The 23691-nt window shown below is 37.9% G+C and carries 24 protein-coding genes and 1 pseudogene; 23 read left to right on the forward strand and 2 right to left on the reverse strand.

The features are described from left to right. Nucleotides 1–18 precede the first annotated feature (18 nt). The 8 genes from AAW12_RS24105 to AAW12_RS24140 all read left to right on the forward strand — a co-directional run bounded on the left by AAW12_RS24105 (nucleotide 19) and on the right by AAW12_RS24140 (nucleotide 8489). Complete coding sequence (locus AAW12_RS24105) at nucleotides 19–657, forward strand: hypothetical protein (protein WP_046676161.1); 639 nt, start codon at nucleotides 19–21, stop codon at nucleotides 655–657. Between the two features lie 272 nt (nucleotides 658–929). Then, nucleotides 930–1580, forward strand: coding sequence for a hypothetical protein (locus tag AAW12_RS24110; protein ID WP_046676162.1), 651 nt, complete (start codon nucleotides 930–932; stop codon nucleotides 1578–1580). Between the two features lie 67 nt (nucleotides 1581–1647). After that, nucleotides 1648–2235, forward strand: coding sequence for a hypothetical protein (locus tag AAW12_RS24115; RefSeq protein WP_046676163.1), 588 nt, complete (start codon nucleotides 1648–1650; stop codon nucleotides 2233–2235). Nucleotides 2236–2241: 6 nt separating this feature from the next. Continuing rightward, nucleotides 2242–2745, forward strand: a complete 504-nt coding sequence (locus AAW12_RS24120; protein ID WP_046676164.1) for an SMI1/KNR4 family protein — start codon at nucleotides 2242–2244, stop codon at nucleotides 2743–2745. 547 nt (nucleotides 2746–3292) lie between these two features. Continuing rightward, entirely contained in the window at nucleotides 3293–3973 is a 681-nt protein-coding gene (locus AAW12_RS24125) for a hypothetical protein (protein ID WP_046676165.1), read from the forward strand. Between the two features lie 200 nt (nucleotides 3974–4173). Further along, nucleotides 4174–5739: an FKBP-type peptidyl-prolyl cis-trans isomerase N-terminal domain-containing protein gene (locus AAW12_RS25890; protein WP_053003971.1), complete on the forward strand. Its 1566-nt coding sequence runs from the start codon at nucleotides 4174–4176 to the stop codon at nucleotides 5737–5739. 84 nt (nucleotides 5740–5823) lie between these two features. Then, entirely contained in the window at nucleotides 5824–6129 is a 306-nt protein-coding gene (locus AAW12_RS24135) for a winged helix-turn-helix transcriptional regulator (protein ID WP_231585345.1), read from the forward strand. A 182-nt stretch (nucleotides 6130–6311) separates the two neighbouring features. Beyond that, a complete protein-coding gene (locus AAW12_RS24140) occupies nucleotides 6312–8489 on the forward strand; it encodes an ATP-binding protein (protein ID WP_046676167.1) in 2178 nt (725 codons plus the stop codon). A gap of 123 nt (nucleotides 8490–8612) precedes the next feature. Here AAW12_RS24140 and AAW12_RS24145 read toward each other — a convergent pair whose 3' ends face one another. Next, complete coding sequence (locus AAW12_RS24145) at nucleotides 8613–9458, reverse strand: sialate O-acetylesterase (protein WP_084823314.1); 846 nt, start codon at nucleotides 9456–9458, stop codon at nucleotides 8613–8615. Between the two features lie 19 nt (nucleotides 9459–9477). Further along, entirely contained in the window at nucleotides 9478–10029 is a 552-nt protein-coding gene (locus tag AAW12_RS24150) for a TetR/AcrR family transcriptional regulator (RefSeq protein ID WP_046676168.1), read from the reverse strand. Between the two features lie 294 nt (nucleotides 10030–10323). Here AAW12_RS24150 and AAW12_RS24155 point away from each other — a divergent pair, with 294 nt between their 5' ends. The 15 genes and pseudogenes from AAW12_RS24155 (at nucleotide 10324) to AAW12_RS24210 (ending at nucleotide 23685) form a co-directional block, all read left to right on the forward strand. Then, nucleotides 10324–10746, forward strand: a complete 423-nt coding sequence (locus tag AAW12_RS24155; RefSeq protein ID WP_197084163.1) for a hypothetical protein — start codon at nucleotides 10324–10326, stop codon at nucleotides 10744–10746. A gap of 4 nt (nucleotides 10747–10750) precedes the next feature. Further along, entirely contained in the window at nucleotides 10751–11167 is a 417-nt protein-coding gene (locus AAW12_RS24160) for a hypothetical protein (protein ID WP_156167760.1), read from the forward strand. A gap of 837 nt (nucleotides 11168–12004) precedes the next feature. Next, entirely contained in the window at nucleotides 12005–12754 is a 750-nt protein-coding gene (locus AAW12_RS24165; protein ID WP_231585354.1) for a hypothetical protein, read from the forward strand. After that, on the forward strand, nucleotides 12732–13238 hold the full coding sequence (locus tag AAW12_RS24170; RefSeq protein WP_046676172.1) for a hypothetical protein: 507 nt from the start codon (nucleotides 12732–12734) through the stop codon (nucleotides 13236–13238). The genes AAW12_RS24165 and AAW12_RS24170 overlap by 23 nt, the downstream gene beginning before the upstream one ends. Nucleotides 13239–13293: 55 nt before the next feature. After that, nucleotides 13294–13563 (forward strand): annotated as a pseudogene (locus tag AAW12_RS26385) (hypothetical protein); the annotation flags it as partial. A gap of 86 nt (nucleotides 13564–13649) precedes the next feature. After that, nucleotides 13650–14234, forward strand: a complete 585-nt coding sequence (locus AAW12_RS24175; protein WP_084823315.1) for an RHS repeat-associated core domain-containing protein — start codon at nucleotides 13650–13652, stop codon at nucleotides 14232–14234. 128 nt (nucleotides 14235–14362) lie between these two features. Beyond that, nucleotides 14363–14536 carry a hypothetical protein gene (locus tag AAW12_RS26390; RefSeq protein ID WP_156167762.1) on the forward strand — a complete coding sequence of 58 codons (174 nt, stop codon included), beginning with the start codon at nucleotides 14363–14365 and terminating at the stop codon, nucleotides 14534–14536. A 42-nt stretch (nucleotides 14537–14578) separates the two neighbouring features. Beyond that, a complete protein-coding gene (locus AAW12_RS24180; protein WP_053003972.1) occupies nucleotides 14579–14947 on the forward strand; it encodes a DUF1493 family protein in 369 nt (122 codons plus the stop codon). Between the two features lie 681 nt (nucleotides 14948–15628). After that, nucleotides 15629–16105, forward strand: a complete 477-nt coding sequence (locus AAW12_RS24185; protein WP_053003973.1) for a pentapeptide repeat-containing protein — start codon at nucleotides 15629–15631, stop codon at nucleotides 16103–16105. A 692-nt stretch (nucleotides 16106–16797) separates the two neighbouring features. After that, the gene (locus AAW12_RS24190; RefSeq protein WP_046676174.1) at nucleotides 16798–17484 is read left to right on the forward strand and encodes a DUF4386 domain-containing protein; all 687 of its coding nucleotides are present in this window, start codon (nucleotides 16798–16800) and stop codon (nucleotides 17482–17484) included. A gap of 130 nt (nucleotides 17485–17614) precedes the next feature. Further along, entirely contained in the window at nucleotides 17615–18094 is a 480-nt protein-coding gene (locus tag AAW12_RS26765; protein WP_053003974.1) for a DUF4386 family protein, read from the forward strand. A gap of 112 nt (nucleotides 18095–18206) precedes the next feature. Beyond that, nucleotides 18207–18434, forward strand: coding sequence for a DUF4386 family protein (locus tag AAW12_RS26850; RefSeq protein WP_156167780.1), 228 nt, complete (start codon nucleotides 18207–18209; stop codon nucleotides 18432–18434). Between the two features lie 132 nt (nucleotides 18435–18566). Next, nucleotides 18567–19151, forward strand: a complete 585-nt coding sequence (locus AAW12_RS24200) for an RNA polymerase sigma-70 factor (protein ID WP_046676175.1) — start codon at nucleotides 18567–18569, stop codon at nucleotides 19149–19151. A gap of 82 nt (nucleotides 19152–19233) precedes the next feature. Further along, nucleotides 19234–20250, forward strand: coding sequence for a FecR family protein (locus AAW12_RS25900; protein WP_053003975.1), 1017 nt, complete (start codon nucleotides 19234–19236; stop codon nucleotides 20248–20250). Between the two features lie 66 nt (nucleotides 20251–20316). Beyond that, nucleotides 20317–23685 carry a TonB-dependent receptor gene (locus tag AAW12_RS24210; protein WP_197084164.1) on the forward strand — a complete coding sequence of 1123 codons (3369 nt, stop codon included), beginning with the start codon at nucleotides 20317–20319 and terminating at the stop codon, nucleotides 23683–23685. Nucleotides 23686–23691: the final 6 nt, after the last annotated feature.

The following is a 23691-nucleotide window of genomic DNA, read 5'->3' on the forward strand; positions in this document are numbered from 1 at the left end:
ATATTATATATGAATTTAATGGCACAGCAGAATTTTAAAATCGTTGAGACAAACTATGATCTTAATAATTTTGAAGCAATCAGAAAAGATTTGCAGAATTTTGAATTTTTCAAGCAAAATCTAAATACGCATAAAACCTGTACAAAGCACAAGGAGAAGGACGAATTTAGAGTAATGGCCAGTGACAATAAGAAATTCTTTTTGAGTTTTGATATTGAGGATAATGCTATGGCATTCTTAAATTCTATGGAAGCCTACGATTATGGAATATTGGAAACAGATTTTCAGGAGGAGCTCGAGAAAATTACACCTGAAAATATAGAAATCAAATCAAAGGATATTCTCGCCCGTTTTAACGAAAAATTCAAATTGGGGGTAGATTACAATCCAGAAGAGAGTGATTTTGCAACAATAAATGAAAGGGTAAAAAAGACTGTTTGGGATAAAGAAAATCGCTTCTTGTTGAACTTCTATATGATGGAAGTCACCAAGAGAAAATTTAAGTTTCCTAACTGGAATTTTGAGGTTCTGAATACCTTCAATCCTTTTTTAATTCCCCAGTATATTGGTAGGGACGGCAAAGCACAAAGTTATTATCGTGTGCTAGATCCAAAGGCGAGAAAACATTTTGATTTTAAATTATATTTAGGATTATAAAAGTCTTTAAATAATAAACAAAGTAGGGTTTACCTACTTTGTTTTATAAAAAATGCTGTTTCACACATAGCGATATTACTTTTTAATTTTAGATTAGTTAACATGAATATCCAAATGGAATTATACTTAGCAGTAAAAACCATCTGACGTCATTTAAAGAGTAATAATGATCTTAATTTGCAGATTGTGAACGGCCAAATATGGTAGTTCTTGCGTCTAAAAATATAAACCTAACCTAGTCCAACAAAGTTACATTATCAAAATTTAATCTAATGGGACAGAAACCTTATTCAATTATCAAAACTAATAGTGACGAACATAATCCTTATGAGTTTGCTTTCTTTGAATCCAATTTAGAACTTTCCAGGGTTTGTACTAAACACAAGACAAAGGAAATTTACTATGTCAGACCTAATCTTGGAAATTATGCGCTTTATGTTTATGATAAAGACGAAGCTCTACGGATTTTGAACTTTGAGGAACCCATTGATCTGGGAGGTCTTTTAGAAAGTGATTCACAGGATGAAATCGAAAAAATTACTCCTGAAAATATTGAACAAAAGTCATTAGAAATATTAGAGCGATTTAATAAAAACTTTAAATTGAATGTTAGCTATACTCCAACTGAGGAAGAAATGGATCTTATTGATGAACGGATGAGGAAGACAGCGTGGAACAAAGAAAATGTTTTTCTATTGAACTTTTACCTCATGGAGGCCACTAAGAGAAGATTCAATTTTAGTTGGACTTTTGAAAAGGTAAAAACCTTTAATCCTTTTTATGTTCCTGAATATGTAAATAGTTCAGGTGTGGGAACTTCATATTATACTTTTCTAAAACCACAGGCGAAAAAGTACATATCAATAAAATGGGCTTTGGGGTTAATTACAGCCAAAGAAATGATGGACAAAGCTAATAAATAGATTATTTCTGGCATAATAAAAGCAAAAGCAGGGTTTCCTGCTTTTGTTACTCTTTTAAACATAGTTTATGAAAAATACATTAGTCATAATATTTACATTACTGAGTACAATTTTATTTGCTCAAAACGAGGCATATGGACAACTTCGAAAACTATTACTAGATTTAGATTTAAGTTTAGATCCGAGAGCCATGACCATGAATTCCCAATTAAAATTTAAATACGGCGTTAATAGAGGAATTAATTTTCAAGATGAGAAGGGAAATATTGTAGCGAATAATACATACACGTACGAGGCGGATTTCATTAAGAACCCTTTAATTAAATCCGAGATAAAAAAAGGTGAAATTTCAGTTATACAGAAAGAAGAAGTTCAGTTTGGTGCTTTTTCAGTTAATGAACGGATTTGGTTTAAAAATGTGGATGATTTGATCAATGAGTATCGGAAAATTTGTTCCTCGTTTGAGAAATATGGCTATCAGGTGAAAAATACCATTGTAGAGGATGATAATTTTAATATTAAAAATGAGAGAACAGAGATCATGATCCCGGATAGTTCGAAGAAAGCTCAACTAATGATCGGATTTCTTTTGCCTCCAAAGGATGATGAGAATAAGGAGTATTTACTTTCAATTATTTATTCTGTTCTCCAATAATTAAATATGGAAATAATAGTAGAATGTGATAAAAGGCTTGAGGAATTGTATAAATTCTCTGATTCAATTTTATATTTAGGTGAACCCATTTTGGATTCGCGTCTCGAAAATTTAGAAAGCCAGATTGGATTTAAACTTCCCGAAGACTTTAAATATATTTTAAAGAAACATAATAAATTTTCACTTGCAGGAACAGAAGTTTATGGTTTATCAGAGAACTATGGTGGTAGCTCTTTGGATTTTGTTTACAATTTTGAACATTTTGAAGCTGAACAAGAAATGCCAAAGCCTTTTTTCCCTTTTTCGCCAGACGGACAGGGAAACCATTATTGTTTGGATCTATCTAAGATAAAGGATGGACTATGTCCTGTGGTATTTTGGCAATGGGACATTGAATATGAAGATCTCGCAGATGTTGAAGAATGTAATACCAATTTTTTAGATTGGATCGGTGAAGTAATGATCGAGTGGACGCTTGAAGTTTATGATTATGATGGTTCTGAAAAATAATCCAAGTATTTTTTAAATATTGTTTAGCATATCAATAAAATGGGCATTGGGGTTAATTACAGCCAAAGAAATGATGGATAAAGCTAATAAATAGATTATTTGTAGCATAAAAAAAGCAAAAGCAGGATTTCCTGCTTTTGTTTTTTTAGCTGGAGGATAAATTAAGTATTTTATTCCAAGTAGGTCGTTGCGGGAATTGTCGCATTGTATTTAGCTAACTTGGGTGAGTGATAAAAGCGGCATCCTTTTGCGGGTTGCAAAAGATATAGCGGATAGCACGACCGTGTACTTTAGCGCGTACTTTCTGATAAAGTACACGGGCACGTCCTGATCATAATCAGCCTATTTCTCATTTTATTATTTCTAATTAATCAGGTTTTAAACTGGAAAGACTTATCATACAGATTTTTAAACGTTCAATTTTTATATTTGCTGTGTCGGTTTTGGTCAAAACAGAAGGGCAGGAGTTCCCGTTTAGAGGTACCTATCGACCTTTATTTGGCAGGTCAATTATAAATACCAACCTTTAAAAATTAATTTTATAAAAATGGTAACTCTCATCATTGCCATGCTCGCAATTTTTGTGCTTATTATTCAACGGGCAGAAAGTAACATCAAAAATGCGGCTATCGTTGCAAAAATTCAGCAGTTTCACTCTAATGTAAGATCACAGATGAATGCTATCGCGGAAAACCCGTATGCAGAAACTAGGCGTGCATCAACTAAATGCATCGTATTTTTATTTTTCCTGATGGCTATTTTAAATTATGTAAGCGAGGGGATTTTCGGTACAAATTCAGTGCATAACTTATTGCATGATGGGAGAGGCCTTGTATTTATGGTGCTCGTGATGATCATTTTGGCAGGACATTTTAACAGAAGAGATTTTTATGGACTTACAGCAGTAGTCGTTCTTGCTATAGGTCTCTATATTAACAGATCGCATAACCATATTACAGTTATGGGTAATGCTCAATTCGTTTCCGGAGAGTTTCTTGGTGGTTTATTGTGGAAGGATCTCTTTGTGATCCTTGGTGGGGCTGGCTTTTTGGGGTTGGTCATTTTGTTTGTGCTGCTGTCAAGCCTCATTTCTTTTCTGCTTTACCGTGTGATTCGATTCGCATTTAAATGGTGCCTGGAGCTATATTCGGAGCAACCCTTGAAGCCTCTTATTTTTATCTTGCAGTGTCTTTTTATCCTTGGGGTCGCTGTTCTTGCGGTTATCTGAAATTAGGCTGGGAGAAAAATGGAATGCATGGGAGTAAAGAGGTAAAGTTTGAAATGACAAGAAATAGGTGGGAAGATATTAGGCAAGATGCTTAGTTGGTTGCAAATACAGGCGACGGAATTTGTATAGACTTAAATCGGGATATTTTTTGGAATATTGATTCAAAATTTCCGTAAATTTAGTAGTATAAAAACTACGCCGTGAAAAACCCTATTTTGCTAGCATTACGATGCTGTGCGCTCCTTAGTTTTCTATTCAGTTTTGTTTCTTACGCCCAAAACGATAAAACTAACGCTCCAAAATCTAGTTCATCGATCAGTCAAACGGATGTTTACATAGCTGGAAGCTGGTATGACAGAAAAACAGGGCAGACCTTTGCTGCTTACTATAAAAATGGCAAACCTGTAGTTCTTAAACAAGGGCAGGGACCAACCCAATTTTCAACTGTTTCATTAGGTAGATCTATAGTCATAAATAACAATGATATTTATGTTGCCGGGAATATACTGGACGCTGACGGCCATAGTTTAGCTGCTTATTGGAAAAATGAACAATTCCAGCCAATTCCGATCAAAATTGATCAATATGGTAATAAACAAACATCGTATTTAAACGGAATTGATATTTCTAACGGAAATATTTTTATGTTTCCCTATCAACCCGGTACTTTAAATGAATACTATTATTTTAAAAATGGTCAGGAAACAAACTTTCCAAATGAAGTCCCAGCAAGTGTAATAAATGATCGTGTGCATTTCGTGTCGGGAAATGATGTTTATGTGGCAAATGCTACAGACGAGGCGGCTTATTGGAAAAACGGTGCTAAAGTTACATTGGATAATACATTGCATGTTCCAAACAGTGTACAGGTTTCGTCTATATTTGTTTCAGGAAGTGATGTATATGTTTCAGGTTTCAAGTCGTATGCGTCTAAAGGAGCAGATAATACAAATAAGCAGATGGCCGTCTATTGGAAAAATGGGCAAGAAATTATTCTCTCTACGGGAACTGGCCGTTATGCAACTAGATCGACCAGGTCAATTTTCGTGTCCGGAAATGATGTGTATGTTGCCGGAATGAGCACGGATCCTAACACAGGTGAATCCATGGCCGTTTATTGGAAGAACGGTCAGGAAGTTGTTTTGGCTAAGGGCCCAACTTTTACACAGGCATTGGCTATAGCAGTATCAGGAAGCGATGTATATGTTGCTGGGGAGAATTCCAATAGAAAAGTATACTGGAAAAATGGGCAGGAAACCAATCTTACTGACTGTGCTGAAATAAGCTCTATGGTGGTATCAAAAAGGAATGGAACTATTTCTGAAAATAGAGTTGTCGCAAAAAAAGAGAGTACCAATGTTTCCCCAAGCCTTGTAAAGGAAAATTTAAGTCCCAAAGAAGAGGAGGCAAATGATTTTTTTGAGGAAAATAAAAAGAGACCTGGTGTTATCACGCTCCCGAGTGGTTTACAATATGAAGTTATCCGTCAGGGCACAGGTCCTAAACCTACCTTATCGGATCAAGTGAAAATATTGAATTCAAGAACGGTTATGGAAGGAAAAGATATTAAGGGTGTAATCAAAGGTCAATCACCGATTATTATAAGAGTAGCTGATCTTCTTCAGGGTCAGGCACAAGGGCTATTGCAGATGAATGTTGGTAGCATATATAAATTATATGTTCCTGCCAAACTTGGTCACCCTAAACAAACAAATCACGCAATAATATTTGTTATGGAAACAGAACTTTTAGAGATTGTACAATAACCATCAAGTCTAAAGTTTCAATTGGTCATCTCCTAAGAACATTTTTGAAAGTAGTCCTAACAATGTGAAAAGGCTCTAAAATTGGTGTCCGATTTCTTATTTGTTTTGAATGGGAAATGGAAATTACCAATCTTGATTTCACTTCGATTTGAAAACAAACGTTTTAGTGAAATATCAAAATCAATACCTGGAATCACAGAAAGAATGCTTTCAAAGGAATTACGATTTTTAGAGTTGAACAACCTTATAAAAAGGACAATTTACGGTAACTATCCAGTTAGAATAGAATATGAAATAACAGAACATGGAAAAACGCTCGACCTTGTTTTACTTGAGCTAAAAAAATGGGCTCAAAAACATGGGGAAATTTTATTTGATTCAGATTGTTAAATTATATCAGTCCAGCGTGTACTAGCATACTTCTTTTATCAGCGTTAACTAAAATAGTGCTGTTTTTGGATTGAATGGAGCAAATAAATGCAAGGCGGACGGTTTATATTTAGTACATTCGCCTAAAGCGTTTGTCAAATACTTCAAGCACTCATTAAAGTCCTACTAAATTAGAATAACAAATGCGAGAAATCAGCTGTCATGAAGAGAAGATCCATCTATGTGGAAAAGTCCAGTTTTTCGGGTATTTGTTCATCTTCGATGAAGAGGGCTGTATTGCTGCTAGTGAAAATTGTTTTGATATTACCGGATTAGAGACAGTTTCTTTATTGAAAAAATCGCTGGAGGAGATACTTTATCTTATCGTTCCCGTGCCGAGTCTGAGCATTAAACAAATTGAAGAAGAAATCTCTGATAAGATCTTCTATCGTTATGTGGAACGTATCAAAATCAAGGATGACGATTTTTTTCTCAGTATTTATCGATATAATGAAAGATTATATCTAGAGATGGAAGCTTGCAATCCGGCAGCGGTCAAGACCACAAAATTGTACTATTATGCAAAGTATCTCGAGAGCCACCGCCAGGATGGTTCTGCCTGGCAGTCTTTGACTGAGCTAATACAAAAAATTACGCACTATGACCGTGTTATGGTATATCAATTTTTGGAAGATAATAGCGGCAAGGTTATCGCAGAATGCAAACACGCAGAACTCGAACCACTATTGGGATACCGCTATCCGGAATTTGATATTCCTTCTCAAGCCAGGGAGCTTTATCGTGTATTTCATGCGCGCCATACAGCTGATATCGACGGAATAACTTATAATATGATGGGCCGTTGTGCCGAGGATCTTGATCTTACACGTTGTAGTGTTCGGGCATTGTCTCCTTTACACCTTCAATACCTGCGCAATTCAGGAGCAAAGGCGAGCGCAAGCTTCAGTATTATCGTAGAAGGTAAACTGTGGGGGCTGGTTGCCTGCCAAAACCGTGAGCCGTTGCATGTGGACTTGAGTCAAAGACATCTCTGTATTTTTCTTACGCAATATGCTGTCAATTATTATCTGGCTGAATCACAGAAAGAAAATGTAGCTCTACAAAGAAATCTGGCTGAGTTTGAACAAGATCTAAAAGGAGACCTACTGGTAAAAAGTAACCTTCAAAAGGTGTTAGAGAGCTTTTCGGGGCGCATAATGGATCTGATACGGGCACAAGGTATTATCATAAAGCACGCTCAGGGTTTTCATGCAATGGGGGAGGTTCCCGATAACATAATCCTGCGCAGGATAGAGGAAGCCATTGGTGAGGAAGAGTTCTTTGTCACCGAAAAATTTATTTCCGATACAGATTTTGAGGGAGAAGACAATTGCCCCGGATTCGTACGAATTGCCATTTTGCCTAGCAATAATTGGTACCTTTATGTTTTCAGGGGGCCACGTATCATTGAAGAAACCTGGGCAGGTAAGCCTGAGAAAATTATGAGTCTGGATCAGGAACGCCAAATAACATTTCCTTCTCCAAGATCATCGTTTGAAGCGTGGAAAAAAATCACACATGGCAAAGCGGAAAAGTGGCTTACTTCAGAACTTACGTTTATAAAAAATATCAAATATATCGTCCAACAGGCTGTTGCACAACGCGGCGGTGAATTAGAAGAACTCAACAAAAAGCTTATTCGTTCCAATAATGCACTGGATACTTTTGGTTACACCCTAACTCATGATCTGAAAAATCCGCTGACCAGTATTCATCTTACTGCCCAGATGCTTCTTCACAATAAGCAGGTTACAGATGAATTTTTTGCTAAATCATTACAGAATATTGTTGATAATGCCAGGTTAATGAACGATATGATGGATAAGGTCTACACCATGTCAAAGGTCACCAATGTAGAGTTAAAGTTTGAGATTATTGAGCCGCGGTCAAAGATCCTGAATATTGTGGAAAGCTGTAGACTTAGGTATGGTTCTGATGATCTTGATTTTAATCTTGGAGAAACGCTTCCGATCCTGGGTGAACGCACACTTGTTTATCAACTATTTTTAAATCTTATTGGCAATGCCATCAAATACAGTAGTAAACAGCCGGTGCCAGTTGTTCAGGTGGACAGTTACCGTAAAGTCGATTCCACTATATACCGGATAGAAGACAACGGCATTGGTATGGATATGGCCAAAGTTGATAGTATATTTGAAATTTTTTCACGGATGCCAAACACGGAAGGATACGAGGGAAATGGGATTGGTCTTTCAATTGTTAAACAGATCGCAGCTAAGTTAAATGCTTCAGTCACGATAGAAAGTGAGCTCAATGCTGGGACCACATTTTTTGTTGAGTTCCGGGATCCAGTAGCATGAGACTCACTTTTTCGATTAGTTTTATCCTAACACTGGCCTCAATATTGATTTATAATTTTCGATGATATAATTTATGGTATTTAGCATTTCTTGGCAGGCATGACCTGAATACAAATTATTATGTTATTGAGTGATGAGCTTTATTTGCTCCTGAAATTCGTGCAATGTAATTTTTCCAGATGCAAACTGAACCTCCAAAACAAATTTCTGCTCATTGGACGACAATTTACGTCCGTAAATCTTTTCCAGTAATTCGTCTTCATCAGGTAAAACTTCAGTCACATCTGCATCATTGTTAAATGCCCAATAATATCGAAGCCCGAATTTTCTAAGCGAAGGCGCGTTAAAATGGATTTGATCTTCGTTAGCGGTTAAACCTTTTGCGGTAACGAAATGACAATTACTGTGCGATGCTGCATATTCCTGTAAGGCATTATTTACCATATTATAGTCACGAAAGTGTGTCCCGAATAGCCCGTTGGGCAAAAAATCACCAAGCCCGCCAACGATCAGGGGAACTTCAGGAGCTCCTGACTGATTACGTAGCTCCCTGACAATAACTTCAAATTTTTCGACATATTTTGCGGCCTGTTCTGCTGATGAGTCGTTTTCTCCCTGATGCCAAAGAATTCCCGATAACTTACTGCTTCGCTGTGCCAGTTTTGCCTGAAAAACAGCATGATCAAATAGTACGCCACCGACTTGCCAGTCATCCAGGCTGGTACCGCCATCGGCACAGGGGATAAGGCCGATTTCTTGTCCAAGATGATCCGCATACCAAGAGGAAGCAAAAGTAGACGCGAGCCCAACACCTGCCATAGGCCTGTCGTTGTGCAGGGGTTCAGCCATTATCTGCCAACGGCCGTTACGAAGCATCTTTATTGATTCATTGATTATAGGCGGTACTGAGTTCTGAATACCGCGTCCCGCCATATTTGATTGCCCTATAAGTAAAAAAGATTGTATCATGTTAATTTATATAAATAGATTATATTATGCCTATACTGCGGCTAAAGGACAGCCAAGCAAATTTTTTAAGATCATTTGGAGCAACATCACCAGAATTTAATGCCTTAACGCTTGTCCTTGCTATGGTTTCAAAGAGATGTCTGATCCAGGGAGCAGATAAGCGATTGTCTACAATATTTTTTTCCTGCAATTCAGGTACTATAGCGAACCATCTTTCTTTTGTTCGCTCATAGGCCATTACTTTATCTTTATCTATGGCTGCCCGGTCAATATGCTTCTCCTCCAATGTGTGTAAGAAAATATACTTTGAACCGCAATCAATAGCAGCATATAGCATTGCCTCCAATTGTTTGATCGGATCATTTTCGCTGTTAAAAGCGGTAACCATTGCCTGATACCAGGTTTCTAACATATCGGCATAGCAGGCTGCTATAAGAGCATCTCGGTCCTTAAAATATCGGTATAAAGTTCGCTTGCTTATTTGGGCAGCTTCGGCCACTCTTTCTAATGGGGCATAAAAATCCTCATTTAAAACTTTTGCTGCGCTACTAATTAATTTCTCTTCGTTCATTTGACACAAATATATGTCAAATGTCTCTTAATTATGTTAAAAAATGTGAAAAGTATCTATTTCACATGAACTGTGGTTGAAAACTGGTTGAAAGCTGTAACGGATGGCGATCAACTAAAGACTTGATGCACCCTTATTTGTACTTGGGATTACTTTGTATGGGCCGCGCTCTTTCAGAGCTTTATATTTTTAAAACAGAAATAATTTTTTAGAATATTAATTTAGAATTTCCGTAAATTTAATAGTATAAAAACTACGCCATAAAAAAAACCATTTTGCTAGCATTACGGTGCTGTGCGCACATCTACGAAACCTTTTAGCCCGAAATTGTATCCGAGCAATTGGATGGGTAATCAATATACAAGTACGTATAATGTTGGAAAGGTATTAGGAGGTTTTAGCTTTGGGGCTGGAATTGCAATTGATATCGGTGGAGTTTATAATTATTATGATCCTCATATTGGCCCCAATAGTCCAAATTCTACGTCTCCGGGAAAGGCTGCATTAAATACCGGAACGGGAGCTTTGGGCTTATATGGCGGTCTTTATGGAACAGCAGTAAGTGCAGCATATAGTGGGATGGAACTAGTTTATCCTGGGGGTATTGGTGGATATATTAATGCGGCGTCAAAAGATCAGCGTCATCTTGATAGTACAATTAACAAGGGAAGCCGGGTGCCATTCAGGATTTTACCATGGGGATCCCAAAAATTTTAATGTTTTGAAAAAGATATATCATTATATTTTCTATGTTCTTTATAGATTGGCGGCAAAGAGCAGCACAATTTTTCCACAAGATTTTGTAGCCTATGTTTGTTTGATCGCATTAACCCTGTGGGGTTTTGGTTCATTGATTAATGAACATTATGTTATTACTAACGTTAGGATTTTACCGGTTAGGTTAGAGTTTAAACATCTTTTATTAGCCGTTTTACCGCCGGTGTTGTTTAACTGGTATATCTTTCTATATGATAATAAATGGCGTGTTATTGTTCAGTCCATTGAAGAGGAAGCCCCTGAAAAGAAGAAAAAGTATATAATCATAGCCTGGATTATTATAATAGCAATATTGATTAATTATTGGGTTGTTTCTATCTATTTACTGAAATGGAACTATGATAAATTGATGGGGATATAGTCGATTGTCGGGAATAATCTTAACGTGTTTACAACAATGCCCAATCCGATAAAGATTGGTCGTTGTTGTTTTATTTGAGTATAGCCTGCATCTTGCTCTTAGCGAGGAACGCATCGAGCAGTGCAAATACGTGATCCTTTTTGCTTTCGCTGAGCTTTTCAATATCCTGAAACCTCTCCACTGTTGTATGGTCAAAGGCCATGTCGCTGGTCTGGATATTTCGTATAGTTTGTTCTATCCTTATAATCCCTTATGATTGTATCAAATACAAGAAGTATCTGTCTCTTGTCATCATCCGGCATCAAATAGCCCCACGGCTTACGCTCATTTGCACACCTCCCTCCGGTCAGGCAGTGTGCGGGCCTGCGGCAGCATGGCGATTGTATATTGGGGAGTCTTCCACTCCCCAAACCTCTGAGGAACCTCCGGCGACAGAAAGGGCCGCACAAAATCCAGCGCACAGATCAAAGCCCATTCCATCGCCGGAAGGCCGACCTGTAGGCGCCCAATGTCGTCATGGGTTCGGGGTGATCTTCTGTTAGGCCACCAGAAGCAGGAGAAGGTAGGCCTGTCAAGGGAACGTAGAATAAAAGCGGAGTGAAATGAGCATTTATGCCGCGAAAGCCCTTTACCGGCCTAAACTTCGGAGGCTACATTTGCTGCAACAGATGAACAGACCAACCGTAAAATACCACTTGCACAAACCAAACAAACAACTATCTTTGGGTAGGTAAATTTCTTTGAGAAAAGCGGTTTGAAGCTGCCGCAGAATCGGGCCGACTACGAAAAAGTCGTGGTAACCAATGCGATTACGGGGCTTGGTTCTATGATGCAGAGATCGGACGGTGGAATGTGGTGGATCCACTGGCGGCGCAGATGCGAAGACATTCCCCCTACAACTATGCCTTCAATAATCCGGTCCGGTTTATTGATCCCGATGGGATGAGTGTCTCCACAATTTATGATGTAGATGGAGATTTCTTAGGTACAGATGAAGATGGCTTGAAAGGCCAAGCAGTTGTGATGAAAAAAGAACACTTTGTTCAGGGCATGCGGCGGGAGGATGCTCAAAAACATAGCACTTATAAAGCAGGTGATCCGAATTTTGGATTTGAGAACAAAGAGGCAGCATTGAAATATGCTACTCATTATGCGAGTTTGCCTGATCGGCCTGACTATGATGGTTATCTGACGCTTCCAGAAGCAAATGGGTGGTATCAATCTAATAGAGGTACCCCGTTGTATGTCGCTGCTGCAAAAATTGAGTTATCTCCTGTGACAGTTGAATACTTGCAAGGTTTAAAAGAGCAGCAGGGACCCTATAATTTTTTCTTTTCAACGAACCAAGCGACAGGATTGGTTTATGGAACAATTTATATAAAATTAGAGGACGCTTTAACTGGAAGAGTTTCATTGGGCGGAAAGAATGGTTTTTTGGATGAGTACGATTTTGATATAAAAGAAAACGATGGGACAGTGAGGCGAGTTTTAAGAAATTGGGGGACCCATGCTGGAAAGGCTATCGCAGGTGAAGGTACAAAATTTAGGATATTTAGATATGGAGATGGGAAAGTTAAAAAGGATTAAAGTTGATTTAATCCTGATCCTTTTGATTCTAGCAAGTGGCTGTACAAGCCGTAGAATGGAAGATGATTTTTATAAAGATGTTCTAGGAGTAAATATTACACCTAAAGAACAAATCTTTCTATATAATGAAGAATCGGCTAACAATGATGGCTTTTCCCTTGAAATAGTCCGTTTCAATCTTAATGGAGAGATACATTTTGCCACAGGGTTTTCTAAAATTGATAAGTATAGAAAAAATATGCAGATTTCGAAATGGCAAAAAACACCAAAGCTATTAGTGGAAGATTTTGACTTGATTTTTAAATATAATATCGATAGACCAGATGTTCGTCAAAAAATAAATGACGCGTATAAAGTGTTGAAATCAAATGATAATTTTTACAGTTACTTTTATAAAAAAGAATCTGATCATGTTTACTCTGTAGATTTATACATATTGGATGTCGAACGTAAGCTCCTATATAATTTTGATGTTGAAATTTAATCGGATCTGAGTTTCCATTGGAATAGTATTTTGTATTTAATTAGATTATGGTGCTAGGTTCTACGATGCTGAGATCGACCGTTCTAATGCGGTAGATCCGTTGGCGGAGAAGGCGTATAATTGGTCTCGTTACCGTTACGTTTATAATAATCCGATAAAATTCACAGAGTCTACAGGTATGCTGCAGTACTGGGTGAGCATGAACGGAGAAGTCTTTTACGACAGTCGGGTTGTTGATCAAGCTGCTGCAAATGAGATCTATGGAGACGGGGCTACCTATCGGGCTGGGGATTCAAATACACTTCTTCGTGAGGAAATCAGGTAGACTAGGCGACCATGGTTTCTTTAGTTCCAATGGAGAAGTATTCAACTCACCAGATCTAGGTGAATCAGCGATAATGTTGGGTCAAATTGACAGTTCGTAACCCCAGTAATGGGTTGGTCGAGGTATTGCAAAAAGACGATTATTATCCATTTGGAAAACAACGTATTGTCGCTGGAGGAAATAATAAGTATCTTTATAACGGTAAGGAGATCCAGAATGAACTTAATGGACAGTACGATTACGGGGCTAGGTTCTATGATGCAGAGATCGGACGGTGGAATGTGGTGGATCCGCTTCAAGAGGATGAATATTGGAGTGCATATGATGATACTTATGCTAAGGAACTTTCAAATTTGGGATATAATGTGGACCTTGGTGAAGGTAGAGTAAATGCAGGTAACTATTTTAGTTTATTAGGTCCACGCAATGTGATTACAGCTGATAATTCTGCGGTTCATTATAATTCAAGTCCTTATGCCTATGTATTGAACAATCCTCTTAGTTTTATTGATCCTATGGGCCTTGATACAACTAAAACATTGCAAGAAGTTACAGTGACCGATTACAAGAAAATTAATCCTTGGGGACCTGGTTTGATTATGCTGGGGCAACCGTTCTTCCGAAAGATGGAGTTATTGTTAAGTATTTTTACGGCCATGCACTTGCACTAGGTAAGAACAAGAGTACCTCAGTTGCTTCTCTCGCTTCAAGAGTAACAGTACGAACAATTGAAAAAAAAGCAGGTGATAAAGTTGCAAAAACTATAGGCAAGAAGACTACTAGTTTAATTTTTAAGCGTTTGGGTGGATTATTAGGTAGAGCCATCCCTGTGGCTGGATGGGCGATAACATCAACAGATTTATGGGAATTTAGAAAAGAAATTGCAGCGGGCGCTAAAGCATTTAGTATGGGCGGAGGAGACTATTATAAGCTTCAAGCGGATCCAAAGAATGGCTGGATGTATCTAAAGTAAAGCATAACAATTATAAATATAGTTTCCTTAGATTCTAAGATCATGGATATCGAAGATGAAATTTTAAACGAAATCAGAACATTCGTGTATGATGGTGGTTGGGGTTATACCTTACCATTTCCTTTTTTGTTTAAAAAAACGGAAATTAATAGGGATACAAAATTATTGGTTGATTTAAAAATAACAGGTGATGATGCAGATGATTTTTTTATTGCCTTTGCTGAAAAATTTAACGTTGATATAAGCGGATTTAAAATAGGAGACTATTTTGGCAATGAAGAAGACTATGTTTCTAGCCTGATCAAAGACCTCTTTAGAAATAAGGAAAAAGGTCGAAAATCATTAAACATAGGTCAATTGGAAAAAGCGGTTATAGTTGGTCGTTTAGATGAGGATGTTATAAATTCTTAAATAATATTTTATTATAAATGTAGGAGGCTTAGTAGAGATTTCTGAAACTCGGACTGTATTCCTTTGAGAATTGATCAGAAGAGATAATGTACAAAAAGATATAAAAAATCTAGTTAAACTTATTTAGATTGATTTTTTGTTGGTCCAAATTATCCATATTGACTGGTCTCAGATTTCCGGATTTACCTCGTCAATGCTGGCGGAAAATAAGTTAAGATGAGAAAAAATTATACTGCATGGAGACGATAGCCCTATTCTGTCTGTGCGGCTTGAAGACATATTGAACTGTTTTGAAATAAAAGAGCATGGAGTTTTTTATGGGGGTGCTATAGGTATATATGACAACAGTCCAAGAAATGGACTGTGATATTTTCTTGTAACTGTCAAAACAATTGAGAAAGCGTTAAAAAACTCGACGCTCAAAACAGTTCAGGGAAGAGTTTCTTTGCCCATGGTTCAACGTTATGTTAGGATGTTAGAACAGGGATTGAAGCCACCACCGATAAAAGTTGCAAACGGAGTAATTACTGAAGGGAATCATCGCTATGTGGCAGGAAAAATATTTGGCATTGAACCCACGAGATACCGGGGACATTGTCTTCGAGCCAAACAAACAGGATCGTACCTATGAACCAGACAACAGTAGATTTAGTAGATTGGGGAGGTCATTAATTTTTTTATATGATAATTTATTGTTTAACAGACGAACATGTTGAAGTGCCATATGATAATTTAATTGGTGTGTCATTGGATAATTTGAATTTGCATCGAGCAGAGCTAGAAAACACAAATTTATCAACTTCTAGCTTAATTGATTCCAATTTAAGAGGAGCTTTTTTGTACAACGCAAGCTTAGAAAGGTGTAACTTACAAGGTACAAATCTAATCACTGCAGATCTAAGGAAGACTAATTTGGTTCAGGCAAATTTGAAAGGATGTCTAGCTAATTTCGCATTATTTAATGAGGCTAACCTAGAAAATGCGAACTTAATAGACGCAAATGTAGACGGTACTGATTTTCAAGGAGCTGTTTTAAGAGGTGCAATAATGAAATGTTACCATTTGGACAAAGCAAATTTTAAAAATTCAATTTTTGACGATAAAACAGTCTGGCCAGATAACTTTGATGCGATTCAAAAAGGAGCAATTAAAGTGTAAACAAACTTAATCGTCGATGGATCTGTCTTCTATTGATCTTTTATAAGTGTATCAAGCATAAGGCATGCCTGTTTCGAGTGGTCCTAGGACATGACGAAAACTTCCATAACTTAGCGGAGCATTGTTGATCTCAGTTCTGTATCTGTCTTGCATGAAAGGTAATCAATTGGCCTGCCAGTGATATGAAGAAATTGCCAATAAAATTCGGTAGGACTATCTGGATATGTCATTTTGTTAAAAAATTGTATTGTTTATCTATATGCAGACCCTTTTTTAGAGATTTCTTTAGACTGCTCAACAAACAGATAAGGATGGCAAATCAATCATGCCGATCCGAATACTAGGTGTTCTGGAGCTGCTTTGTTTTATAGATATTATATTTCCTTGGACTTTGAAAATAGCCTCAATCTTAACGTCGATAACTGCTGTCTGCTTTAGTAGCCTATTATAGATTTATAGGAATAGTAGAATAGTAGTCATATATTGTTTAACGTCTTGATAACCTCACTGCTGTGAAGGCTGCTGAAGATAAAAGCGCCACTTTAACAAGTGGCCTATTTATTAATTCTATATCTTTTTGAGCATGAAAAAATCGGTATAAAAATTAAAGCTTTTAAGAAAATAGGAGGATTTTGTTGATATATTTCTGTAACAAAAGCTGATAGTTTGATACTTATCTACTAAACTAACCGATGGAAAATAAAAGAAAACTCTCAAGGATCGCAGGACTACTGTATTTAGTGGTCGTGATCACAGGAATGTTCAGCCTGGCTTATGTGCCCAAACAGTTATTTGCGTGGGATAATCCGGCAAAAACCTTTCATAATATCCTGGACCATGAAACGATTTTTCGCTTGAGTCTTGCAAGCAGTGTACTGTGCTACCTGGCATTTATTTTCCTACCTGTTATCCTTTATTATATATTGAGATCTGTCAATGATAAGGTGGCTAAAATTATGGCTCTGTTGGCGATTATCAGCGTTCCCATTTCCCTAATGAACCTACAGCATAAGTATCATATACTTACAATAATTGATGGTCTGAAACAAAGGAATGTTCAAGCGGGTACTGAGGTTCATAATCAAGTCATGTTATACCTGAACCAATATGATAATGGAATTTTGATCGCGACTATTTTCTGGGGATTATGGCTCTTTCCTTTTGGATATCTGGTCTATAAATCCGGTTTCCTTCCCAAGGTGCTAGGAATATTATTGATGCTTGGCTGTTTAGGTTATCTGATCAATTTTTTTGGAAATACGTTATCAGGCAATTATGGAGCATTAAGAGTTAGTCAATACATGGGATTATTACCCGCAATAGGTGAAATTGGAACCTGTCTATGGTTATTATTCATAGGAGCAAAAAATAAAGCATAAACTAAGTATTATGAAAAGTAAATTGGAAGATTATAAGGTAAACATCAGGATAAAACTGTCTGTTCTATGGACGGCTATTATGTTCTGCTACATTTAGGGGGATTACTTTGAGCTTTACCTCCCTAAAAAAGTGGAAGGACTTCTCAGTGGACAAAATATGTTTGACAGTCAGATGAAATTGCTGCTCGCTACCCTAATATTAGCGATTCCTGCGCTTATGATTTTTCTATCCTTGATGTCAAATACAAAATTTACAAAATGGCTGAATATTGCTATGGGAGTTTTTTTTACACTATTTACCATGCATTGTAGTCCGTTTCATGGTTACCGAATGAACCTGGGCATGGCGTATGTTCCTAAACAGTTATTTGCATGGGATGATCCTGTTAAAACCTTTCATAATATCCTTGACCATGAAACTATGTCTCGTCTGAGTCTGGCAAGCAGTGTACTGTGCTACCTGGCATTTATTTTCCTGGCTATTGCCCTTGATTATTTATTAAGCTCTACTAATGAAATAGTTGCTAGGACTATGGCTCTCTTGGCAACTATCACCGTTCCCATTTCACTGATGAACCTACAGAATAAGTGTATCATATACTTACAATAATTGATGGTTTGAAACAAAGGAAAGTCCAAGGGGGTACCGAGGCTCATAATAAAGTCATGCTGACCAATACGACAATGGAATTTTGATCATGACTGTTTTCTGGGAATGATGGATCTTACCTTTTGGATATCTGGTCCATAAATCAGATTTCCTTCGCAAGGTGCTAGGAATATTATTGATGTTGGGCTGTTTTGTGTATCTGATAAACTTTTGTGGAAATACGTTATCCCTCAATTATGGAACGTTTGGTATAGGCCAGTATATGGAATTACTTCCGGCAATAGGTGAAATCGGAATCCGTGTCTGCGCGTTATTTGTTGGAGCAAAAAATAAAATATAAGTTTATTGTTCAAAGTCAGTATTTAAGCATAGATCTCTGACTGAGCTAGCGTGATTGTTTTTTGAAAAGTGTAGAAAAGTTTGTAAGATTGTTTGTAAAGAATAACCAATCCAAGAAAATAGAGTCTGCCTTATGAAAAACGATCTGCAGTATATTCATGAAGTTTCGAGATCAGAGTCCGAGGAAATTGATTTTGAGCAGATTTACAAACAGCATTGGGAAGGAATATATAAACAGGTCATTCGAATAATACCCGATGAACAGGAAGCTATTGACATTGTTCAGCAGACCTTCACTGATCTTTGGGAAATCAGGGCCAAATTACCACAGATCAAATCCTTAAAAGCTTTTCTTTTTATCATGGCCAGAAATCTATCATTTCGACGGCTCAAAGATATCCTAAAGAATGAGCAGAACCTGGATGATTATGCCAGCCACTATTGCAAGTACAATTCGGCTGTCGATCAGGAACTAGATTTTAAGGAATTAAATACCATGATTCAAAGTCATATCGATCTGCTTCCCGAGAAGATGAGGACAATATTCTTATTGAGTCGAAAATCGCACCTGTCTTATCTGGAGATCGCCGAGGAACTCAATATATCTGATAAAACGGTCAAAAAACAGATTAGTAATGCGATCAAAATCCTAAAAACTAAAATAGACAAAGCGTACATACCTTATCTGATGGTATTGATCCTATTGGATACTTTTTAATTTTTTTTTTCTTCCATCTACTACTTTGCTTTTCAGATTCACTCTTTAATAGTATATAGGCAATAATAAAACCAAATACTTTATGAACGAAAAGGAAGCAAAAGAACTTTTTGACAGGTATAGAAATAATCTGTGTACGCCCGAGGAAATAAAGGCAATCGAACATTATCTCCTTAAATATCCCATCATTAATCCATCACCGTGGAAGAATGAAGCACATAAAAGGGACGTCGATGCACGGATCCGGGCGGGATTACCTATGCTTCCTAAAGCTGAAATAAAACAAATCAGCTGGAAGACGATTGTTTCCTATGCCGCCGTTGCAGTTCTTTTGATTGCTTCTGGTCTTTGGCTGCTAACGACTAGACAGCAATCTTCTTTTGTTAAGAAAGAAATTGTTCTCGCCAAATCGAAGACTTTCGAAAGCAGCGAGGTGACCATGATTTTTCCCAATGGTTCAGTGAAAACATTACACGGTAAATATAATGTCGCTGAGGACTTAAAACGAATGCAGCAGGACGGTAATTCGGATACCAAACCGGTACTCCTTAAAATTAATGTCCCGGCACAAAGAAAGCAAGAAGTCATTTTGGGCGATGGTTCAATTGTGTGGTTAAATGCTGGGGCCACATTAAAATTACCACAGATTTTTGATAAAGACCATCGTACTGTTTACTTAGAAGGGGAGGGCTATTTTGAAATTGCTCATAATAAAAAATCACCTTTTAAAGTAATGATAGACAAGGGGGAGGTCCTTGTTACAGGAACAAAATTCAATGTGCAATCTTTTGCTGAGGAAGATTACGTGCGGACTTCACTCGTAGAAGGCGGAGTAGATTTTAAGTTTAAAAATAAACAATATACATTAACGCCTGGAATTGAGGTACTGACTGAAAATAAACATGGCGGTATTGTACAGCAAAAATTTGACGCTGCGCAGCTGCTTTCTTGGAAAGACGGATATTTTGCAAGCGATGGCCTCGAGTTAAATGAACTTATGAAAGTGGTTTCTAGGTGGTATAACGTGACAATTATCGATGCGACGAACGCTGTAAGCCGTAAGATCGGAGGAACATTTTCTGCCGACATGCGCACATGACTATATGTACCCATGGTTCCAATATGTTAAAGACCTATTCAGCAACAATTTAAAACCTAATGTCAAATGTATAAAAAATTTGTGCCAATTTCCAATTGGCTGACACCTACATTAATTAAACCTATCATGAAATTAAAGTTGAGTGTAGTGATACTGCTTCTAAGCAGTAGTTACGTGAATGCTGTGGTTTATTCTCAGCAGATAAAGCTTTCTGTCACTAATGGAAACCTCAAGGAGATTTTGGCGAGCATAAGCAAACAATCGGGATATCATATCCTTTATCTTCAGAAAGATGTTATCAATAAAAATCTCATCTCTGTCCACCTGACAAATGTTTCACTGCCAGAAGCATTAAAGAAAACCTTGGAAAATACCGGGCTGCATTATGTGATGCGTGGGAAACAGATCCTGATAGAAAAGGAAAAACAAAACCTGATTGTAACGCAGGGTATTCTTGAACAGCAAAAGCAAATAAGTGGAACTGTTACGGGTACTGATGGCAAACCTATTGCCGGTGCCACTATTCAAAATCTTCAAGGGGGCCTGACCTCTACAGATGAACAGGGGAATTTCAGCTTAAAAGCAAAAGAAGGGGATCAATTGCTCATCCGGTTTATGAGCTATCAGGATCAGCAAATTGTGGTCTCTGCACTGTTGAAATATCAGATCAAATTAACCCCGAAAGTTGACCAGCTCGAGGAAGTTGTCGTTGTAGGCTACGGTACTGCAAAAAAGAGCAATTTAACAGGTGCTGTGACGACCGTGGACCTCAAAAGACAAGAAAATGCGCCACTTTCAAATGCTTCACAATTGCTTCAGGGGGTTCAAGGAGTCTATGTCAATCAACCTGGGGGACAGCCCGGTAGGGATGAGGCCACGGTGAGAGTCAGGGGGCAGGGCACGCTGAACAATAATAATCCACTTGTACTAGTAAATGGGATTGAATATTCCATGGACAATGTCAATCCCGCTGATATTGCCAGTATCACTGTATTGAAAGATGCAGCATCGTCGGCGATTTATGGAGCAAGAGCTGCGAACGGTGTTATCTTGATTACAACCAAGAGTGGTGTAGCAGGAAAATTTGAAGTGAAATACGATAACTATTTTGGTTATCAAGAAGCCAACTATTTACCGGATTTTGTCAAAGATCCGATTGAGTTTATGAAGCTCAGGAATCAGGCGCAACGGAATGAGGGAAAAGCACAAGTTGATTATTCGGATGCACTGATCGAGGAATATGCCAAAGGAATGAAAGAGGATCCAATTGTCTATCCGAATAATGACTGGTTTAAAATTATTTTTGGCAAAGGTGCCATCCAGAATCATCATGTCTCATTTTCCGGAGGTACGGATAAACTAACCCATTCGCTGTCGTTAAATTACCTGAAACAGGATGGTGCTGTTATGGGAACTTCTGCAAACAGATATGGCGTCAACTATAATACACAGGCACAGATTACCAATCGTCTAAAGGTTGGCGGTATTATAAATGTAAGCTACAAGGACTTGGATGAGCCTACTTCAAGTGTTGCTAACCTGATGGAAATGACCTTTAAGGCACAAGCTTTCCACCCGACTTATTTGGCGGACGGACGCTATGCCAATACTTTTATTCGGACACCGGGCCACAATGTGTACCGAAATCCGTTGGTACTAGCCAATGAGGGGCAAAATAATACAAGGCAGCAGCGTGCGCTTTTAAACGTGTTTGCAGAATATAAACTTCCGTTTGATATTACCTATAAGATCAATGGGGCAATAAACAAAACAGACGATCGTAACAGCCGATTCGTTCCTGATGTTTATGTTTATCAGGTTAAAACAAATGATGCACAGCGTGTTCCTTTCGATGGAGCGAGTCCTTCTAACAGAGGACTGCGAAAAACGAGCGTCGGAGCATCTACGATTACGCTCTTCCAAACCCTGGACTGGCAAAAAACATTTGCAGATGATCATCAGATCAAATTGCTCGTAGGGCATAGTAGGGAAAGTGCATCGGACGAGAATTTTTATGCCCAAAATGAGGGTTATCTCGGAAATGACCTTTATGAACTGAATGCCGGATCATCCAATGCGCAGGTAGGTGGAACTTCGTTCAAGTCTAAATTGCTGTCCTATTTTGGCCGGGCCAACTACAGCTATAAAGAAAAGTATTTATTTGAAGCAAATATGCGCTATGACGGTTCCTCACGTTTTGCAAAAGGAAAACAATGGGGAATGTTTCCGTCATTTTCCGCCGGATGGCGTCTGAAACAAGAATCATTTATGCATGACATTACCTGGGTAAATGATTTGAAGTTACGTGCGTCTTATGGTTCCCTCGGAAATGAACGTATTGATCTATTCCGATTTGTCAACCTGATCAGCCTAGGACAGGACTATCCATTCGGATCGGCAATCGCATCCGGTAGTGCCGTTCTCAATTATAATGATCCCAATATTACCTGGGAAACAACTACGATGGGAAACATAGGTGTCGATGCCCAGTTGTTTAATAACAGGCTCGGTTTTACAGGAGAGATTTTCAAAAAACGTACAACCGATATCCTGCAGATGGTCACCTTGCCCGATCAAGTTGGTGCTTTGGGAGGACCTATTCAAAATGTAGGTACAGTGGACAACACTGGAATAGAACTGGGTTTGAATTATCAAGATAAGATAAATGGCTTTGGCTATCAGCTAAGTGGTAGTATTACCTATATTAAGAATAAGATCGTCAGTCTTAAAGGCCGGACTATCTACAACGGACGTACGATCTTAAAAGAAGGTTATCCGATCAATTCCTATTATCTGATCAAAGCGGATGGCATTTTCCAAAGTGAAGAAGAAGTCAAAAACAGTCCTTTTCAAACCAATAATACGAAGCCGGGCTACCTTAAATACGAAGATTTCAACAATGACAAATTCATTACCGAAAACGACAGGCAGATTGTCGGATCCAATATTCCTAGGTTGACTTATCAATTCAATATCAATTTAAGTTATAAAGATCTTTCCCTGTCAAGTTTCTTCCAAGGTGTGGGTAATGTATATACCTATGCTGAAAATATTGGCGCAATGCCATTCTGGTTTGGTACATCTGTGCCCAAGAAGTGGGTCACTGATTCATGGACGCCAGATAACCCGAATGCATCGTTGCCGATATTGACAACATTTGAGGGGAGTACAACAGAGAATTTTAGGAGCTCCAGTTTTTGGCTAAGGAATGCAGCATACCTGCGCCTTAAAAATCTGCAGCTGGCATACAACCTTCCGAAAACTTGGGTAGATCAGGTTGGCATCAGCAAATTGCGGGTGTTCGTTAATGCACAAAATCTCCTGACGATTAGCAAAATGACTGATTTTGATCCAGAAAAAAACCTCAATGGATCGACTTTTTATGAATATCCAACTGTTAAAACTTTTACAGCTGGACTTAACCTAACTTTCTAAACTGAT

It is taken from the genome of Sphingobacterium sp. Ag1 (assembly GCF_000988325.1).
Taxonomy (GTDB): Bacteria; Bacteroidota; Bacteroidia; order Sphingobacteriales; family Sphingobacteriaceae; genus Sphingobacterium.

What these genes read in the sequence shown, in the direction of transcription:
- AAW12_RS24180 (WP_053003972.1), top strand. Translation starts at nt 14,579, where the DNA reads ATGGATATCGAAGATGAAATTTTAAACGAAATCAGAACATTCGTGTAT.
- AAW12_RS24210 (WP_197084164.1), top strand. Translation starts at nt 20,317, where the DNA reads ATGTATAAAAAATTTGTGCCAATTTCCAATTGGCTGACACCTACATTA.
- AAW12_RS24140 (WP_046676167.1), top strand. Translation starts at nt 6,312, where the DNA reads ATGCGAGAAATCAGCTGTCATGAAGAGAAGATCCATCTATGTGGAAAA.
- AAW12_RS24105 (WP_046676161.1), top strand. Translation starts at nt 19, where the DNA reads ATGGCACAGCAGAATTTTAAAATCGTTGAGACAAACTATGATCTTAAT.
- AAW12_RS24145 (WP_084823314.1), bottom strand. Translation starts at nt 9,458, where the DNA reads ATGATACAATCTTTTTTACTTATAGGGCAATCAAATATGGCGGGACGC.
- AAW12_RS24125 (WP_046676165.1), top strand. Translation starts at nt 3,293, where the DNA reads ATGGTAACTCTCATCATTGCCATGCTCGCAATTTTTGTGCTTATTATT.
- AAW12_RS24190 (WP_046676174.1), top strand. Translation starts at nt 16,798, where the DNA reads ATGGAAAATAAAAGAAAACTCTCAAGGATCGCAGGACTACTGTATTTA.
- AAW12_RS24120 (WP_046676164.1), top strand. Translation starts at nt 2,242, where the DNA reads ATGGAAATAATAGTAGAATGTGATAAAAGGCTTGAGGAATTGTATAAA.
- AAW12_RS24110 (WP_046676162.1), top strand. Translation starts at nt 930, where the DNA reads ATGGGACAGAAACCTTATTCAATTATCAAAACTAATAGTGACGAACAT.
- AAW12_RS24150 (WP_046676168.1), bottom strand. Translation starts at nt 10,029, where the DNA reads ATGAACGAAGAGAAATTAATTAGTAGCGCAGCAAAAGTTTTAAATGAG.
- AAW12_RS24200 (WP_046676175.1), top strand. Translation starts at nt 18,567, where the DNA reads ATGAAAAACGATCTGCAGTATATTCATGAAGTTTCGAGATCAGAGTCC.
- AAW12_RS25900 (WP_053003975.1), top strand. Translation starts at nt 19,234, where the DNA reads ATGAACGAAAAGGAAGCAAAAGAACTTTTTGACAGGTATAGAAATAAT.
- AAW12_RS24185 (WP_053003973.1), top strand. Translation starts at nt 15,629, where the DNA reads ATGATAATTTATTGTTTAACAGACGAACATGTTGAAGTGCCATATGAT.
- AAW12_RS24170 (WP_046676172.1), top strand. Translation starts at nt 12,732, where the DNA reads ATGGGAAAGTTAAAAAGGATTAAAGTTGATTTAATCCTGATCCTTTTG.
- AAW12_RS24115 (WP_046676163.1), top strand. Translation starts at nt 1,648, where the DNA reads ATGAAAAATACATTAGTCATAATATTTACATTACTGAGTACAATTTTA.